Annotated in this window: 15 protein-coding genes and 2 pseudogenes; 3 read left to right on the top strand and 14 right to left on the bottom strand. The window is 73.3% G+C overall.

The genetic code is table 11. The annotated features are described in order from the left end of the window. From CCN42_RS15270 to CCN42_RS15305, 8 genes and pseudogenes are all read right to left on the bottom strand, one after another. Positions 1–632 (bottom strand): annotated as a pseudogene (locus CCN42_RS15270) (hypothetical protein); the annotation flags it as partial. Continuing rightward, positions 629–3,478: a DEAD/DEAH box helicase gene (locus tag CCN42_RS15275; RefSeq protein WP_086736183.1), complete on the bottom strand. Its 2,850-nt coding sequence runs from the start codon at positions 3,476–3,478 to the stop codon at positions 629–631. The pseudogene CCN42_RS15270 and the gene CCN42_RS15275, both read right to left, overlap by 4 nt. 100 nt (positions 3,479–3,578) lie before the next feature. Next, complete coding sequence (locus CCN42_RS15280) at positions 3,579–4,163, bottom strand: sugar kinase (protein WP_086736208.1); 585 nt, start codon at positions 4,161–4,163, stop codon at positions 3,579–3,581. Between the two features lie 8 nt (positions 4,164–4,171). Next, positions 4,172–5,317, bottom strand: coding sequence for an ROK family glucokinase (locus CCN42_RS15285; RefSeq protein ID WP_086736186.1), 1,146 nt, complete (start codon positions 5,315–5,317; stop codon positions 4,172–4,174). A 106-nt stretch (positions 5,318–5,423) separates the two neighbouring features. Then, complete coding sequence (locus CCN42_RS15290) at positions 5,424–6,248, bottom strand: ATP-binding cassette domain-containing protein (RefSeq protein ID WP_169731458.1); 825 nt, start codon at positions 6,246–6,248, stop codon at positions 5,424–5,426. After that, positions 6,215–7,249 (bottom strand): ABC transporter permease, encoded by a 1,035-nt coding sequence (locus tag CCN42_RS15295; protein ID WP_086736190.1) that lies wholly within the window; start codon positions 7,247–7,249, stop codon positions 6,215–6,217. Before CCN42_RS15295 ends, CCN42_RS15290 begins: the two co-directional genes overlap by 34 nt. Then, positions 7,246–8,250, bottom strand: coding sequence for a sugar ABC transporter substrate-binding protein (locus CCN42_RS15300; RefSeq protein WP_086172870.1), 1,005 nt, complete (start codon positions 8,248–8,250; stop codon positions 7,246–7,248). The genes CCN42_RS15295 and CCN42_RS15300 overlap by 4 nt, the downstream gene beginning before the upstream one ends. Positions 8,251–8,421: 171 nt before the next feature. Continuing rightward, complete coding sequence (locus tag CCN42_RS15305) at positions 8,422–9,186, bottom strand: GntR family transcriptional regulator (RefSeq protein WP_086736192.1); 765 nt, start codon at positions 9,184–9,186, stop codon at positions 8,422–8,424. A gap of 103 nt (positions 9,187–9,289) precedes the next feature. Between CCN42_RS15305 and CCN42_RS15310 the strand changes: the two genes are divergently transcribed. Continuing rightward, entirely contained in the window at positions 9,290–10,312 is a 1,023-nt protein-coding gene (locus CCN42_RS15310) for a Gfo/Idh/MocA family protein (RefSeq protein WP_086736194.1), read from the top strand. A gap of 109 nt (positions 10,313–10,421) precedes the next feature. Here CCN42_RS15310 and CCN42_RS15315 read toward each other — a convergent pair whose 3' ends face one another. The 3 genes from CCN42_RS15315 to CCN42_RS15325 form a co-directional block, all read right to left on the bottom strand. Further along, on the bottom strand, positions 10,422–11,603 hold the full coding sequence (locus tag CCN42_RS15315) for a cytochrome P450 family protein (protein ID WP_086736196.1): 1,182 nt from the start codon (positions 11,601–11,603) through the stop codon (positions 10,422–10,424). Between the two features lie 98 nt (positions 11,604–11,701). Beyond that, positions 11,702–12,412: a response regulator gene (locus tag CCN42_RS15320; protein WP_086736198.1), complete on the bottom strand. Its 711-nt coding sequence runs from the start codon at positions 12,410–12,412 to the stop codon at positions 11,702–11,704. A gap of 81 nt (positions 12,413–12,493) precedes the next feature. Then, complete coding sequence (locus CCN42_RS15325; RefSeq protein WP_386578840.1) at positions 12,494–13,750, bottom strand: sensor histidine kinase; 1,257 nt, start codon at positions 13,748–13,750, stop codon at positions 12,494–12,496. 212 nt (positions 13,751–13,962) lie between these two features. Between CCN42_RS15325 and CCN42_RS15330 the strand changes: the two genes are divergently transcribed. After that, positions 13,963–14,163 (top strand): hypothetical protein, encoded by a 201-nt coding sequence (locus tag CCN42_RS15330; protein WP_086736201.1) that lies wholly within the window; start codon positions 13,963–13,965, stop codon positions 14,161–14,163. A gap of 25 nt (positions 14,164–14,188) precedes the next feature. Here the strand turns inward: CCN42_RS15330 and CCN42_RS15335 are convergent, their stop codons facing one another. The 3 genes from CCN42_RS15335 to CCN42_RS15345 all read right to left on the bottom strand — a co-directional run bounded on the left by CCN42_RS15335 (position 14,189) and on the right by CCN42_RS15345 (position 16,488). Next, entirely contained in the window at positions 14,189–14,584 is a 396-nt protein-coding gene (locus tag CCN42_RS15335; protein ID WP_086736203.1) for a guanyl-specific ribonuclease, read from the bottom strand. Between the two features lie 85 nt (positions 14,585–14,669). Next, on the bottom strand, positions 14,670–15,578 hold the full coding sequence (locus CCN42_RS15340) for a DMT family transporter (protein WP_086736205.1): 909 nt from the start codon (positions 15,576–15,578) through the stop codon (positions 14,670–14,672). Positions 15,579–15,735: 157 nt separating this feature from the next. After that, positions 15,736–16,488 (bottom strand): GbsR/MarR family transcriptional regulator, encoded by a 753-nt coding sequence (locus CCN42_RS15345; protein ID WP_086736206.1) that lies wholly within the window; start codon positions 16,486–16,488, stop codon positions 15,736–15,738. Positions 16,489–16,779: 291 nt separating this feature from the next. Between CCN42_RS15345 and CCN42_RS15350 the strand changes: the two are divergent. Continuing rightward, a pseudogene (locus CCN42_RS15350) lies at positions 16,780–17,096 on the top strand (DUF4097 family beta strand repeat-containing protein); the annotation flags it as partial.

Here is a 17,096-nt window from a genome sequence, read left to right on the forward strand (position 1 = left end):
GGCACCGCCGGCACCCCCGCCCGGTCCGCACCGGCGGGGGTGCCGGCGGTGCCCTCGCCCGGGGAGGACGGCGCCGGGGTCACACCGGCGTCCGGGCCCGGCGGCGCGTCGGCCTCCGCCGCCTCCTCGGTCTCGCTCTCCCCCGCCTCCTCGGCCGCGCTCCGCCCCGCTCCCCGACGGGCCGCCACCGCCCGGCGGAGGGCCGCGCGGGCGGCATCGCCGGGCCGGTGTCCGCGCCCCTCGCGCCTTCCCGAGGTGCTCCGGACCCCGCTGCCTTCTCCGTCCGCGCCGTCCTCGTCGTCGTCGCCGTTCTCGCGGCCGCTGTGGCCCTCGCGGGTCTCTCCGGTGTCACCGGGCTCGCCGGACGCGCCCTGCGCCGTCCCGGAGTCGGCAGTCCGCGCGGGCGGCGTCCCGTCGTCCGCGACAGCGTCCGGCGTCGACTCGTCGTCCGCCGCTCCGCGCCCCGCACGCGCGGCCCACAGCGCCCGGCGGGCCGCAGCCGCCGAACCGGCGAGCGGCGCCTCCTCGGGGTGCTCCCCCTGGGACCCGGTCTCCTCCGAGCCCGCCCCTGCGGGAACCGCCCCTTCGGCGTCCGTGCCGTCGGTGTCCCGCCGTGGTCGCACTCCGCTCATGACGTCCTCCTGAGCGAGACCAGATCGGACAGTTCACGGTCCGTCAGTTCGGTGAGGGCCGCCTCGCCGGAGCCGAGGATCGCGTCGGCCAGGGCCCGCTTGGCGGCCAGCATCTCGGCGATGCGGTCCTCCACCGTGCCCTCGGTGACGAGGCGGTGGACCTGGACCGGCTGGGTCTGGCCGATGCGGTACGCGCGGTCGGTGGCCTGTTCCTCGACGGCCGGGTTCCACCAGCGGTCGAAGTGGACGACGTGGCCCGCGCGGGTGAGGTTCAGGCCGGTGCCGGCCGCCTTGAGGGAGAGGACGAGGACCGGGGTGGCCCCGCTCTGGAAGCGGTCGACCATCCGCTCGCGCTCGGGCACCGGTGTCCCGCCGTGCAGCAGGTCGACGGGGACCGCGCGGGCGGCCAGGTGGGCGGTGATGAGGCGGGCCATGCCCACGTACTGGGTGAAGACCAGCGCCGAGCCGTCCTCGGCGAGGAGGGTGTCCAGCAGCTCGTCCAGCAGGGCGAGTTTGCCGGAGCGGGCGGCGAGCCGGTCGACGCCGCGCTGTGCGGGGTCTTCCTTGAGGTAGAGCGCCGGGTGGTCGCAGATCTGTTTGAGGGAGGTCAGCAGCTTCAGGACCAGGCCCCGGCGCGCCATGCCCTCGGCCGTCTCGATGGCGAGCAGCGATTCGCGCACCACCGCCTCGTAGAGCGCGGCCTGTTCGCGGGTGAGGGGGACGGGGTGGTCGGTCTCCGTCTTGGGCGGCAGCTCGGGGACGATGCCGGGGTCGGACTTCTTGCGGCGCAGCAGGAAGGGGCGGATGAGGCGGGCGAGGCGGGTCACCGCCTCCTCGTCCTCGCCGTTCTCCACCGCGCGGGCGTGCCGGGCGCGGAAGGACTTCAGGGGGCCGAGCAGTCCGGGTGTCGTCCAGTCGAGCAGGGCCCACAGTTCGGAGAGGTTGTTCTCGACGGGCGTGCCGGTGAGGGCCACGCGAGCGGGGGTGGGGATGGTGCGCAGGGCCTTGGCGGTGGCCGAGTACGGGTTCTTGACGTGCTGGGCCTCGTCGGCGACGACCATGCCCCACTGCTGCTCGGCGAGGACCGGGGCGGCCGAGCGCATGGTGCCGTAGGTGGTGAGGACGAATCCGCCGTCGAGGTCGTCGAGGGTGCGGCCGGTGCCGTGGTAGCGGCGGACGGGGACGCCAGGGGCGAACCGTTCGATCTCCCGCTGCCAGTTGCCGAGGAGGGAGGCGGGGCAGACCACGAGGGTCGGTTCGGGGCGGGCCCGTTTCAGGTGGAGGGCGATGACGGTGATGGTCTTGCCGAGGCCCATGTCGTCGGCGAGGCAGCCGCCGAGGCCGAGGGAGGTCATGAGGTCGAGCCAGGCGAGGCCGCGCAGCTGGTAGTCGCGGAGCGTGGCGCGCAGCCCGGCGGGAGGTTCCGCGGGGCGGATCCCGGCGGTGAGGCGGTCGCGCAGGGCGGCGAGCGCGCCGGCCGGCACGGCCTCGACGGTCTCGCCGTCGACCTCGGCGCTGCCCGTGAGGGCGACGGAGAGCGCGTCGACCGGGTCGAGCAGCCCGAGTTCGCGCTTGCGGGCCTTGCGGACGAGGGCCGGGTCGACGAGGACCCACTGGTCGCGCAGCCGCACGACGGGCCGGTGGGCTTCGGCGAGGGTGTCCATCTCCGCCTCGCTGAGCGGGTCGCCGCCGAGCGCGAGCTGCCAGCGGAACTGGAGCAGTTCCTCGCTCTCGAAGAATCCGGTGCCGTCGGTCGCGGAGCCCGGCGCGGGGCGGACCACGGCGGCGGCGGTGAGGTCGCGGGCGAGGTCGCGCGGCCAGTGGACGGCGACTCCGGCGGCGGCGAGCCGGGTGGCGGCGACGCCCAGCAGATCGCCCAGCTCCTCCTCGGAGAGCGCGAGGACGTCGGGTACGTCCTGGTCGGCGAGCCGGTCCAGCGGGGGCCAGACGCGGGCCGCGCGGCGGACGGCGAGGGCGGCGTCCACGCGCGCGCGGGGTCCGAACTCGGCGTCCGCCTCGCCCGCCCACAGGGCCGCCGCGTCGGTGACGAGGGTGGGGTCGGCGAGGCTGTGCACCTGGACGATCGCGGCGCCCGCGCGGCGCAGCCGCTCGCCGTCCGCGCTCTCCTGGCCGGTGTCGAACAGGTCGTAGGCCGCGAGGTCCAGGCGCAGGGAGATGCGCACGCCCGCGTCCATGCCGGCGGCGACCTCGGCGGCCCACTCGTGGGCGTCGGGCAGTCGCTGCGGGCGGCGGTCGGCGAAGGGGCGTCCGCAGGCGTGGGGTGCGGCGGGGGTGCGGGGCAGGGTGTCCGCGACGGCGTCCAGGAAGGAGCGCATCAGGGCTTCCGGCTCGGGCAGCCGGAGCGGGCCGCCGCCGGGCAGCGGCACCGCGTGGCCCTCGGGCGGCAGGGCGGCGGCGATGGCACGCAGGTGGGCGAGGTCGTCGGGGTCGAGCGGGCCGGCCCGCCAGGCGTCGTGCCCGGTGGGGGTCAGGCCGGGGAGGAGGCGGCCGCGGGCGGCGAGCCGCAGGGCGTGCAGGGCGGCCGCTCCCCAGCAGGCGGTGGCGGGATGGGCGGCGGGGTCGTGCCGGGCCCGCACGAGCAGCGGCAGGGCCCGGTCGAGGGGCATGCTCAGCGCGGGGGCCGGCCTGCGGCGTGCTCCGGAGCCGTGGCGGCGTACGACGGTCAGCTCGGTGGGCTCGGCTTCGGGCAGGTCCGCGGGGGCGCCGCCGTCGGGGTCCCAGAAGGCGATCCGGCCGTCGCGCGGAAGGGGTGCGGGGAGGAAGACGGCCGCGAGGGCCGCGGGGACGCGCGGGGCCGTGTGCTCGGCCGTCGCCGTGTCGCGCATACGTCCGGTCACCTCCCCGCCCGCTCGTCCGATCAGTCGTCTCCGACTCTACGGGCCGGGTCTGACAATCGGCCCCGGCGACCGTGCGGGGCCGGTGCGGTCAGGGGACCGTGCGGGAGACGACGTACACCATCGGGTACGCCGGATCGCCGAAGTTCACGACCATGTTCTGCGTCGGCCTGGGGTTCTTCTGCTCGCGCACGGCCCCGTAGTTCGGGCCGGACCGGGCGCCGGGCCCGGCGAACTTCCAGCCGGTGACCTCGCGGTCGCGCGCGCCGATGGGCAGCTCGTCCTTGACCAGGTCGTGCCGGTCGAGGCCCATGTCCGCGAGGAAGGCGTCCAGGCCGTCGTGCGTGGTGCGGAACTGGACGTAGAGCCGGCTGGTCTTCCAGTTGTTGGTCTCGTACCAGGCGACCTGGTTCGCGGGGTGCGGCACCGGCACCTGGTAGAGGCGGCGCTGCACCTTCGACGGCCAGCCCTGGGTGAGGCCGGTCGCGGAGTACTTCTTCTCCTTGTCCTTGCCGCTGTCGCGGCTCTGGTTGGCGGAGATCACCAGATAGCCGGCCGGGATACCGATGAGCAGCACGATGATCAGCAGGGTCAGCGCGCGGCGGCGGATCATGTGGCGGCGGTCCTCGACGGGGCGCCGCGGCTCGTCCGGCGGGCCGGCCTGGTGCGGCAGCATGCCCGTCGTCACGGTGCCCCCTCGGCGCGGCGGGTCTGCGTGTACCGCTCGTAGCGCTCGTACCGCTCCACGCGGCGGCGCTTGGCGCGGCGGAAGCGGCGGGCGACCAGCCGGGCGAGGTCGGCGGCGCCGACCATGCCGGCCTCGGGGCCGAGCTGGGCACGGACGATGCGTGCCTCGGGGCGGTAGCCGCGGCCGGTCAGGTGCCGTTTGAAGGCGTCCCGCGCGGGCCCGATCAGCAGGTCGTCGGCGGCCGAGACACCGCCGCCGATGACGAAGCAGGACGGGTCCAGGGCGGCGGCCAGGTTGGCGATGCCGACACCGAGCCACTGGCCGATGTCCTGGAGCAGCTCGATGCACATCGCGTCACCGTCGCGGGCCAGCTCGGTGATCATCGGGCCGGTGATGTCGCCGATCTGCCCCTTGACGTGCTCGATGATCCCGTACGCCACCGGGGAGTCGGCGGCGGCCAGCTCCCGGGCCTCGCGGACCAGCGCGTTCCCGGAGCTGTACTGCTCCCAGCAGCCCCGGTTGCCGCACGGGCAGCGGTGGCCGCCGGGCACCACCTGCATATGGCCGAACTCGCCGGCCACCCCGAACTTGCCCCGCTTGACCTGGCCGTCCTCCAGGATCGCGCCGCCGATGCCGGTACCGAGGGTGATCATGACCAGGTGGTCCTCGCCGCGGCCCGCGCCGAACCGCCACTCCGCCCAGGCGGCGGTGTTGGCGTCGTTGTCGACGAGCACGGGGACGGCGAGCCGGTCGGCGATGCGGTCGCGCAGGGGTTCGTTGCGCCACGACAGGTGGGGGGCGAAGAGCACCCGGTTGCGGTCGGCGTCGACCCAGCCGGCCGCGCCGATGCCGACGGCGTGCACGTCGTGCCGGTCGGACAGGTCCAGCACCAGTTCGACGATGGTGTCCTCGACGACCTTGGGGCTCTTGGACTTGTCCGGGGTCTCCGTGCGCAGCTTCTCCAGGATGTTGCCGTCGGCGTCGACGACGCCCGCCATCACCTTGGTGCCGCCGATGTCGATGCCGACCGTGGGCACGCGCGGTGCGGTCAGGTGCGAGCGGCGTTCCCGGGTGCCGATCGTTCTGAGGGCGGGGGCACGCCGGGAGCCGATGGGGGCGCTGAAGGTGCCGTAGGTGCTCATCGTCGCCGATTCTGCCTCACGGGGGTGCGGGGTGCGGAACGGGGCGGTTCCGGTCGTCTGCCGAGTGCGGCACCGTCGTGGCCGTTCGCGCGGTTCCCCGCGCCCCTCACGGACGGTTCAGTTCCCGGCGCAGATCTGCCAGGTCGGTTCCGCCTGCCATCTGCTCCGTCAGCTCGTCCAGGGTGGTCTCGTCCCGGGCGTGGTTGCCGGCCATGGTGCCCCGCCGGAGCAGGACGAACCTGTCCCCGACCAGGTACGCGTGGTGCGGGTTGTGGGTGATGAAGACAACGCCCAGGCCCTCGTCGCGGGCCGCCGCCACATACTTCAGGACGACGCCGGACTGCTTCACGCCGAGCGCGGCCGTCGGCTCGTCCAGGATCAGGACCTTCGCGCCGAAGTACACCGCCCGCGCGATCGCGACGCACTGGCGCTCGCCGCCGGAGAGGGTGCCGATGGGCTGGTCGACGTCGCGGAGGTCGATGCCCATGCGGAGGAGTTCGGCGTGGGCGGTCTTCCGCATGAAGTCGACGTCCATGCGCTTGAAGGGGCCCACGCCCTTCCTCGGTTCCGAGCCGAGGAAGAAGTTGCGCCACACCGGCATGAGGGGGACGACGGCCAGGTCCTGGTAGACGGTGGCGATGCCGCGGTCCAGGGCCTCGCGCGGGGAGGACAGGCGGGTCTCCTCGCCCTCGATGCGCAGCGTTCCCCCGTCGTGCTGGTGCAGGCCCGCGATGATCTTGATGAGGGTGGACTTGCCGGCGCCGTTGTCGCCCAGGACGCAGGTGATCTCGCCCGCGTGGACTTTCAGGGAGACGCCTTCGAGGGCGCGGACGTTGCCGTAGCGCTTGCCGACGTCGGTCAGCTCGACGAGCGCCGTGCGGGTCGCGGTGTCGGTCGTCACTTGGTGGCCTCCGCGCGCTTGCGGACCCACGCGTTGAGCAGGGTCGCGAGGAGCAGCATCGCTCCGAGGAAGAACTTGAACCAGTCGGGGTTCCACTCGGCGAAGACGATGCCCTTGCTGGTCATGCCGAAGATGAACGCGCCGACCGCCGAGCCGACCGCGCTGCCGTAGCCGCCGGTGATCAGGCAGCCGCCGATGACGGCGGCGATGATGTAGATCAGCTCGTTGCCGACGCCCTCGCCGGACTGGACGACGTCGTAGCTGAAGAGCAGGTGCTGGCCGGCGATCCAGGCGCCGAAGGCCACGCCCATGTAGAGGCCGATCTTGGTGGCCGTCACGGGGACGCCGACCGCGCGGGCGGCGTCCTTGTTGCCGCCGACCGCGAAGATCCAGTTGCCGGCACGGGTGCGCAGCAGGATCCAGGAGGCCACCGCGACCAGCGCGAACCACCACAGGATGGTGATCTTGAAGTCGATGCCGCCGACGGTGAGGGTGGAGGCGAAGACGTCGCGGGCGCTGGGGAAGCCCTCCATGTCGGCGATGGTCTTGGTGGAGACGGTGCCGGAGATCAGCTTGGTGAAGCCGAGGTTCATGCCGGTCAGCATCAGGAAGGTGCCGAGCGTGATGATGAAGCTGGGCAGCCTGGTGCGGCTGAGCATGAAGCCGTTGAAGGCGCCGATGGCGAGCGTGGCCAGCAGGGAGACGCCGACGCCGACCCAGACGTTGGCGGTCATCTGGTAGCTGAACATCGACGAGATCAGCGCGGACGACGTCACCAGGACACCGGCGGACAGGTCGAACTCGCCGCCGATCATCAGCAGCGCGACCGGGACGGCCATGATGCCGATGGTGGACGACGCGTACAGCACGGTGCTCAGGCTGGCGGCGCGCAGGAAGCTGTCGGCGGCGAACGCGAAGAAGACGAAGACGGCGAGGGCGCCGACGACCGAGCCAAGCTCGGGGCGGCCGAGGAGTCTGCGCAGCGGGGAGGTGCGCAGCAGGCGCTCGTCGGTGGTGGCGGTCGCGCTCATCGGGTGCCCCGCTTCGTGTACTCCTCCAGGGCGGCGGCCTGGTCCTTGGTGATGATCTGCGGGCCGGTGAGCACGGGCTTGCCGCCGCCGAGGACGTCGGCGTTGTACTTGTACAGCCACAGCAGGTCGATCGCCTCGTAGCCCTGGAGGAAGGGCTGCTGGTCGACGGCGAAGCCGAGGGTGCCGTCCTTCAGGCCGGCGGCGACCTTGGCGTTGAGGTCGAAGGTGTCGATCTCGGCGTCGCTGCCGGCGCCCTGCTTGGCCTTCACGGCGGTGTCGGCGTACGGCGCGCCGAGGGTGACGACGGCGTCGACGGACGTGTCGGCCTGGAGCTTGGCCTCGATGGCGGACTGCACGTCCGGCATGCTCGTGCCGGTGACGTAGAGGTTCTGCACCGTGCCGTCGAAGGTCTCCTTCACGCCGGCGCAGCGCTGCTCGTGGCCGACGTTGCCCTGCTCGTGCAGGATGCAGAGCGCCTTCTTCCTGCCGCGCGCGTTCAGCTCCTCGCCGACCGCCTGCCCGGCGATGGTCTCGTCCTGGCCGATGTGGGTGAGCGCGCCGAACTCCTCGGACTCCGCGGAGCCGGAGTTCACGGTCACCACCGGGATGCCCGCCTTGACCGCGCGGGCGACGGCGGCCTTCATCGCGTCGGGCTTGGCGAGGGTGACGATGATGCCGTCGACCTTCTTGTCGACGGCCGCGTCGACCAGCTGGGCCTGCTGCTGGGCCTCGTCGTCGTGGGAGTACAGGAAGTTGATGTTGTCCTTGGCGGCGGCCTCCTCGGCGCCGCTCTGGACGATGTCCCAGAAGGTGTCGCCGTCCCCCGAGTGGGTGATCATCGCGAAGGTCCAGCGGGGTGTGGTCACCGCCGCCCCGCCCCGGGCGGCCGCGGCCTTGCGGGCGTCCTCGGCGCGTTTGCCGCCGGTGCTGCTGCACCCCGCGAGGGACAGTGTCAGTGCCCCTGCCACCGCGATGCCTACCCAGGTCCGAAACCGTGCCACGAGGCCGTGCCCTTCTTGCTGTGTTCTCCGGTACGCCGGGGCCCGTCGTCTCGGCGGCCCCAAACGCCCCAGTATCGAACACGGGGCTCGTGCCGCCGGCGACCGGGGAGCGCGAGTCGGTCGCCTTGTCCGGACATTGCGACGAACCGGGCACATCCGCGGCGGCGCGTCTCAGGGCCGTACGAGGAGCTGGAACTCGAAGGAATAACGGCTCGGGCGGTAGGTGTGGGTGCCGTACTCGACGGCGCGGCCGGTGTCGTCGAAGGTGGTGCGCTGCATGGTGAGCAGCGGGGCGCCCTCGGTCTCGCCGAGCCGCTCGGCCTCGGCGGCGGTCGCGGCACGGGCGCCGATGGACTGCCGGGCGCTGTGCAGGGTGATCCCCGCGGACCGCATGAGCCGGTACAGGCCGGTGGTCTCCAGCTGCCCGGTGTCCAGGTCGAGCAGTCCGGGCGGCAGATAGTTGCACAGGTACGCCATCGGCTCGCCGTGCGCGAGCCGCAGCCGCTCCACGCGGTGCACGTCGCCGTCCTCGGTCACCCCGAGTGCCGCCGCGACCTCGGCGGACGCCGGGACGACGGTGTTGACCAGCACCTTCGTGGCGGGGCGCTGGCCGGCCGCCTCGAGGTCGTCGTAGAGGCTGCTCAGTTCCAGCGGGCGCTTGACCTGGCTGTGCACGACCTGGGTGCCGACCCCGCGGCGGCGCACCAGCAGGCCCTTGTCGACCAGGGACTGGATGGCCTGGCGGACGGTGGGCCGGGACAGGCCGAGCCGGGCGGCCAGCTCGATCTCGTTGCCCAGCAGGCTGCCCGGAGTGAGCACTCCCTGCTCGATCGCGGCCTCCAGCTGCTGGGACAGCTGGAAGTACAGGGGCACCGGGGAACTCCGGTCCACACTGAGGTCGAGCTGGACGGTCGGGTCGGCATCTGGTTTCGGCACGGGCCGAGCGTAGCTTTCACGACTGGTTGACGGGAAGTTGTGTAGTCCGATTGTCCGGACATTCGGATTGACAGTGGGCCGGGTCCGCCCCCACCGTGATTCCATGCGCATCGGGGTCATCGGTACGGGCCGGATCGGCACCATCCATGCCAACACGCTCAGCCGTCACCGGGACGTCGGCTCCCTGATCCTGACGGACGCGGACCCCGCGCGGGCACAGGAGCTGGCCCACCGGCTCGGCGAGACGGCGGCGCCCGGGGTGGACGAGATCTTCCGGTGGGGCGTGGACGCGGTGGTCATCACCACGACGACCTCGGCCCACGCCGATCTGATCGGCCGGGCCGCGCGCTCCGGACTGCCCGTCTTCTGCGAGAAGCCGATCGCGATCGACCTGCCCGGCACCCTCAGCGCGCTCGCCGAGGTGGAGGCCGCCGGGACGGTCCTCCAGATGGGCTTCCAGCGCCGCTTCGACGTGGGATACACCGGCGCCCGCGAGGCGGTGCGCTCCGGGCGGCTCGGACGCCTGCACACCGTACGGGCGATGACCTCGGACCCGGCGCCGCCGCCCGCCGCCCATCTGCCGCTGTCCGGCGGGCTGTTCCGGGACACCCTGATCCACGACTTCGACATCGCCCGCTGGGTGACCGGCCGCGAGGTGGTGGAGGTGTACGCCACCGGGTCCGACGCCGGGCCCCCGATGTTCCGGGCGGCGCAGGACGTCGACACCGGCGCGGCGCTGCTCACCCTGGACGACGGCACGCTCGTCACCGCCACGGCCACCCGGCTGAACGGGGCGGGCTACGACGTGCGCATGGAGCTGGCCGGGGAGCGGGACCAGATCGTGGTCGGGCTGGACGACCGCACGCCGATCGCGTCCACCGAGCCGGCCGGGCCGCCGGCCGCGTCCCGTCCGTGGACCACCTTCCTGGAGCGCTTCGGACCCGCGTACGAGACGGAACTGGCCGCGTTCGTGGAGGTGGTCCGGGGCGAGCGGGCCAACCCCTGCGACGGCCGGGAGGCGTTGCAGGCCCTGCGCATCGCCGAGGCCTGCGAACGCTCCCGCCGCGAACGCCGGCCGGTCCGCCTGGCGGAGATCCCGGGCGGGGCGGAGGCGGTGTTCCGCTGAGCACCGGGCGGCGCGGGGGCCGTGTTCCGCCTGTCCCGGCCCCCACGGCCTCCACGGCTCCGGCGAGCCGGGCGCCCGGCCGCCGTCGGGGCATCCGACGGCGGCGGGGTCACCAGCGCACCGGCAGGCTTCGCATGCCCCGGATCAGCATGCCCGGCAGCCACGCGCCGGGTGGGCCGTCGAGGGTGAGGCCGGGGGCGCGGTCCAGGAGGGTGCCGATGGCCGCGCGGGCCTCCAGGCGGGCCAGCGGGGCGCCGAGGCAGTAGTGGATGCCGTGGCCGAAGGCCAGGTGGGCGCGCGGGTCGCGGCGGATGTCGAAGCGGTCGGCGTCGGGATAGCGGGTGCCGTCGCGATTGCCCGAGGTGAGGCCGATCAGGACCGGGTCGCCCGCCTCGATCCGGGTCCCGGCGATCTCCAGTGGCTCGGCGGCGTACCGGAAGGTGGCGTTCTCCACCGGGCCCTCGTAGCGCAGCATCTCCTCCACCGCGCTGTCGAGCAGGGTCATGTCGGCGCGCAGGGCGGCGAGTTGGCCGGGGTGGGTGAGCAGGGCATGCACACCGTTGGTGATGAGGTTGACCGTGGTCTCGTGGCCGGCGAGGAGCAGCAGGTAGGCCATGCCGCGCAGTTCCTCCGGGGAGAGCCGGTCGCCGTCCTCGGTGGTGGTCTCGATCAGCGCGCTGAGCAGGTCGTCGCCCGGCCCGGCGCGGCGCTTGTCCTCGATCAGCTGGGTCAGGTACGCGCCGAGCCGGGTGATGGCGTCCTGCCCGCTGTCCGCGCTCGTCGGGGCGACGGTCTCGGTGGACAGCCGGCGGAACTCCGCGCGGTCGAGTTCGGGCACGCCGAGCAGTTCGCAGATGACGGTGATGGGCAGCGGATAGGCCAGCGACTCCACGAGGTCGGCGCGGCCGAGCGGCAGCATCGCGTCGAGGAGTTCGTCGGTGATCCGCTGGACGCGGGGCCGCAGCAGCTCCACCCGGCGCGGGGTGAACGCGCGGGTGACGAGCGCGCGCAGCCGGGTGTGCCGGGGCGGGTCGGTGACCAGCAGATACGGTCCGATCAGCTCCTCGTCGAGCGGGATGACGCCGATCCGGCTGCCGTCCTTGGCCAGTCTCGGATCGGCGAGTGCCGCGCGCGCCTCCTCGTACCCGACGACCAGCCAGCTCTCGTAGTCGGCGGGCGACGGCAGCCGCACCCGGTGCACCGGCCCGCGGGCGCGCAGCGCGGCGTAGACCGGGTGCGGGTCGGTGCGGAACCCGTCACCGTAGTCGCCCAGGTCGATGATGTCCCCCATGCGTGCCCCCTCCTGTCACCGCGCTCACCCCGTCGACGGGTCAACGGACGAGCGGCTCGGTCAGTGCCCGCTGCCGGTGCCGGCGTCGGTGCCCGCTGTCAGTTCCGCGGTCCGTGCCCGCCCCGCCCGGCCGCCGGGTCCTCCTCCGGCACGTCCAGGAGTCCCGCGTCGTAGGCCAGCAGCGCGATCTGCACGCGGTTGTTGAGGTCCAGCTTGGCGAGGATGCGCGAGACGTGGGTCTTCACGGTGGGCACGCTCATGAACAGCCGGGCCGCGATCTCGGCGTTGGACAGTCCGCGGCCGACCGCGACGGCGACCTCGCGCTCCCGTTCGCCGAGGACGGTGATGCGCGCGCGTGCCCGCGAGCGCCGGGTGTCGGCGGCGGTGCCGGCCGCGTGGGCCATCAGCTGCCGGGTGACGGCGGGCGACAGCACGGGGTCGCCGGCCGCCACCTTGCGTACGGCGTCGAGGATCTCGGCGGGCGGGGTGTCCTTCAGGACGAACCCGGCGGCGCCCGCGCGCAGGGCGCGCAGTACCTGCTCGTCGGCGTGGAAGGTGGTGAGCACCACGATCTGCGGGGCGTCGGCGCGGGCGCGCAGCCGCTCGGTGGCGGTGAGTCCGTCCACGGCCGGCATCCGGATGTCCATGAGCACGACGTCCGGGCGGGTCCGCGCGACGAGTGTCTCGGCCTCGTCGCCGTCGGCGGCCTCGCCGACGATCTCGATGTCGCCGGCACCGCCCAGCATGAAGGACAGGCCGGCCCGCACGAGGGGGTCGTCGTCGACGAGGAGCAGTCGGATCGCAGTCATGGGGTTACGAAATCATGGTCGGCCGGCGCACCGGTACGACTGCCCTGGGGCGGGCACGCGGTCCTCGGCGGGGTGGCGTGCTCAGCCCCACGGCAGCCACGCCCGGACCTCGAACCCGCCGTCCGCGCGCGGCCCGTGCTCCAGTCGTCCCCCGGCCAGGGTCGCCCGCTCGGTGAGGCCGATGAGGCCCTGGCCGGAGCCGGGGACGGGCGGGACGTCGCCGTCGGGGGCGGGGTTGGCCACCAGCACGGTGAGGCCGTCGCCGTGGGTGCCGGAGACCTGGACGGTGACCTCGGCGCCGGGGGCGTGCTTGCGGGCGTTGGTCAGTCCCTCCTGGGCGATGCGGTAGGCGGTGCGGCCGACGGAGGCCGGGACGGCGGCCGGGTCGGTGATGCGCTGGACGAGGATGACCTTCGTGCCGGCCGCGCGGGACTCGGCGGCGAGGGTGTCGAGGGCGGCGAGCGTGGGCTGCGGGCGGCCCGCGTCGTCGGGCTCGCCCGCCCGCAGTACGCCGATGATCTCCCGCAGGTCCTGCAGTGCCTCGTGGGCGCTCTCCCGGATCACGCCGGCAGCGCGGGCGATCTCCTCGCGGGAGGCGTCGGGCCGGAACTCCAGCGCCCCGGCGTGCACGCTGAGCAGGGTGAGCCGGTGGGCGAGGACGTCGTGCATCTCCCGGGCGATGGCCTCGCGGGCCAGCCGCTGGGCCTGCTCGGCCCGCAGCCGGGCCTCCGTCTCGGCCCGCCGGGCGCGGTCCCGCAGGCTCAGCATCAGCTGCCGCTTGGAGCGCACGAACATGCCCCAGCCGATGGTGGAGACGGTGAGCAGCACGGTCAGCACGACGGCGGCCAGGTACGGCATGCCGGGCTCCGGGCGCAGCCAGAGCACGAGCGGGATGAGCGCCAGGCCGCCGCCGCCGATCCAGGCGACGTAGCGGAAGGGCCGGTGCACGGCGACGGTGAACAGGGCAACCAGGCCCGCTCCGCCGGAGGTGACGGAGATCGGGCCGAGGGCGGTCAGGGCGACGGCGAGCCCGGCCGGCCAGCGGCGGCGCAGCCACACGGCGGCGCAGGCGAGGGCGCCGAGCAACTGGTCGGCGACGATCAGGCCCTCGGGAAGGGTGCCGTCGCCGGCGACGGTGTCGGCGCCCGCGATGCCGAGGGCGACGGAGAGCAGGAAGCAGGTGAAGTCGACGGCCCAGTCCCGTGCGGTGCGCCGGGGCCGCCGGGTCCGTCCGTGCGGTGTGCCGTCGGCGTCGAGTTCATGGATGACGGCGGACGGGAACAGCCATCGGCGTCCCGGGAACGCCGGCGCCTGCGGTGCCGTGCTGTTGTCCCTCACGGTCGGCAAATCTATGCGGGCGCGGGCCGGTGCACGGCGCGGTGCGCGTCGTCGTAGACGGAAGTGGACGGAAGTCGCTCGGGTTCGCGACCAAAGTCGTACCGGCCCGCGACGACCGGTGCGGTCCGGCGGCGGGCTGCGGCGACTTCCGTCGCGGGTGTCTCGCCCCGCGGCCGATGTGCGCGGGGGTCCGCGGGGCGAGAGTCCTGGACATGAAGAACGTGCTGGAGTTTCTCGGATTCATCGCCCTGGTCCAGGGCGCGATGGGCCTCGCGCAGGAGTTCACCGACTGGGACGGCGGGCTCGTGTCACGGATCGCCTTCCTGGACGACTACGGGATCTTCGCGAGCGTGACGCTGCTGGTGCTGGCGTGCGCGCTGTTCGCCGCGGCGGAGAGCCGCAAGTCCCGCTGACGGTCCGTAAGTCGCCGACGGTGGCTCAGCAGCCGTGATCGATGAGGTCGAACGAGGCGTAGTGGTCGGCGGTGTAGTAGTCCTCCTGGTACTCCTCGCCGGTGACGATGCGCCGGGCACCGCGCGTGGAGACGTTGGGGGTCTTCACCGTGTACTCGTGGTAGTAGCCGGACTGCTGGGCGGGCAGGATGCCTTCCCGGTTCTGGAAGACGGTGCCGTCCTGCGGATACGGGTAGGGGCCGCCCCGCTCGATCAGTGCCAGGGTGTCGTGCGCCTGGGCGGGCAGGTCGCTGTGGCAGATGGTGCCGACCGCCTGGGCGGCGGCACCCGCGGGGGCGGCGGAGACGGCGCCGCCGACGAGGAGGGCGGACAGGAGCGTGGCTGCGGCGCCGATGCGGGAGGCGCGTGGGGGGACTCGCATGGCTCCATGATGACGCGCGTAGAGGATGGCATGTCAACGACAAGCCGAGGGAATTCGCTGTGAAGTCCCGTTCGTTTGCGGGGAGTTAACCTGCCGCCCGGCGTCCCCACGCCGTGCCCGCCAGTACCAGCGCGCCGCCCGCGAGTCCGACCGCCCCCAGCCGCTCCCCGCCGAGCGCGATCCCGGCCGCTGCGGCCCAGAGCGGTTCGGTGCCCAGCAGCAGGCTGACCCGGGACGGGGAGGTGCGGCGCACGGCCCACATCTGCACGAAGAAGGCGAACAGCGTGCAGAACGCGGACAGGAACAGCAGCCCCGCCCACTCCCGCGCGCCGAACGTCGCCGCGGTGCCCCACGGCGTGGTGCCGGCGCCGGCCGACAGCAGCGCGAACACCACGACCGATGCGCCCAGCTGAACGGTGGTCAGGGGCAGCGCGGGCGCCCCCTGGACGGACTTCACCCGGGACATGGCGAGCACGTGCACGGTCCGGGCGAGGGCGGCGAGCAGCATCAGCAGATCGCCGAGCGAGGGCCGGGTGAAGCCGCCGCTCTGGGTGAGCAGGACGACGCCGAGCACCGAGACGGCTGCCGCCGCGAGGAAGCCGCGCGAGGGCAGGGTCCGGGTCACCGCGGACTCGGCGAGCGGAGTGAAGATCATGGTGAGGCTGATGATGAGGCCCGCGTTGGTGGCCGAGGTGTGCACGACCCCGTACGTCTCCAGCAGGAAGATCCCACTGAGGATCAGCCCGAGCAGCGCGGCTCCGCGCCACTGGGCCGGGGTGAGGGCACGCAGCGCGCGCCGGCCGGCGACCACCAGCACCGGCAGCACCACCGCGAACCGGAGCACCAGGACGGCGAGCACGGTCTCGGCGGTGGTGATGTCCTTGGCGGCGAGATAGCTGGCGCCCCAGACCACGGCCACCAGCAGCACGGGCAGGTCGGTGAGCCAGGCACGGCGGGGCGCGAGGGCGCCGGGTACGGCGATCGAGGAGGACATGGCGGCTGCGGCTTTCGGCTCCGGCGGGAGTGCGGAGACGGCGGCGGCTCGCACGGGATGATCACCGTACCGGCAGGGGCGCTCTTCGGCCAGGTGGTTCGCGGGTACCCGTCAGACAGGCGGCGGCGTGGTCCACAAGGCCCGCGCCGGCCGTCCGTCAGCCGTCCGAGCCCGGCTCGGCGGTGCCGTCCGGGGGCGTCTGGGGCTTCGTGTAGAGAACGTCGCGGGCCTGCTCCGCGGCGCGGGCGATGCTTTCGGTGACGAAGTCCAGGAAGCGGGCGATGTTCTCCAGCCGCACGGCGGCAGGGGTGCCGGGACCGAGGACGCCGACGCCCTGCCGCGCGGTCTCGGCGACCTGGGCGGTGCCGCGGGCGCTGGCCATCATCGACTGGTACCAGACGTCGTCGTCGACGACGTAGCGCTCACGGCGGCGTGCGTCGCGTTCCCGGCGGACGAGGCCCTGCTCTTCGAGGAACGCGATCGCCTTGGAGACGGAGGCCGGGCTGACCTCGAGGCGCTCGACGAGTTGGGCCGCGGTGAGGCTGCCCTCGTCGGTGGTGTAGAGGCAGGCCAGCACCCTGGACATCATCTTGGGCGCGCCCGATGCCATGAAGACGGTGGTGAACGCCTCCTGGTACTCGCGCACGGCCTCGGCGTCCCGCCCGTCGGCCTGGAGCGGCGCCTTCGCTCCCCTGGGCGCGGTCTGCCTGCGGCGCTGGGCGCGGCGTTCGGTGGCACGGTGGGCGAGGTCCGCGCGGTAGGCGGTGGGGCCGCCGTTGCGCATCACCTCGCGCGTGATGGTCGACGTCGGGCGGTCCAGACGCCGGGCGATCTCGGCATAGGGGAGGCCGTCGGCCAGTCCCAGCGCGATCTGCTGGCGTTCCTGCTGGGTGAGCCTGCCTCCCGGCATCGAGGTGTCTCCTTGGGGGGTCCGTGCGGGTGCGTGGAGCGCCAGCATAGCGTTCACCTCAAGATGGTTGCAACGACTTGATGCGCTGCGTTGCGTTGCCGCTCACAATCATTGCAATGATTTTAGGTGCTTGAGCTGCATTTTTGGTCCAGCTACGCAACGAACCTGTTGCCGTATTTTTAAACGCAACGTAGCGTTTCTCTTGTCGGAAACACCACGGCAGACGTCACGGCAGGCGCCGCGGCGGACGCCACGACGAAGGAGCACACGATGCTGGACAAGGAGCGCACCATGCAGAGGTTCGACACCCCCGCCCCGGTCTCGGCCGTCCTGGACATCCCCGCCGGGGCCGTCCGGTTCATCGCCGCCGACCGGGCCGACACCACCGTCGAGATCCTGCCCGCGGACCCCTCCCGCGGCCGCGACGTCAAGGCCGCCGAACAGATCCAGGTCGCCTACGACGGCGGCGTCCTGCGCATCGAGGCTCCGGAGGCGAAGAACCGGATCCTCGGCCCCTCGGGATCGGTCGAGGTGACCGTCCAGCTGCCCGCCGGCTCCCGCGTCGAAGGGAAGCTGGCCAGCGGCGAACTGCGCGGCGTCGGACGCCT

Source organism: Streptomyces glaucescens, assembly GCF_002154375.1.
Classification (GTDB): domain Bacteria; phylum Actinomycetota; class Actinomycetes; order Streptomycetales; family Streptomycetaceae; genus Streptomyces; species Streptomyces glaucescens.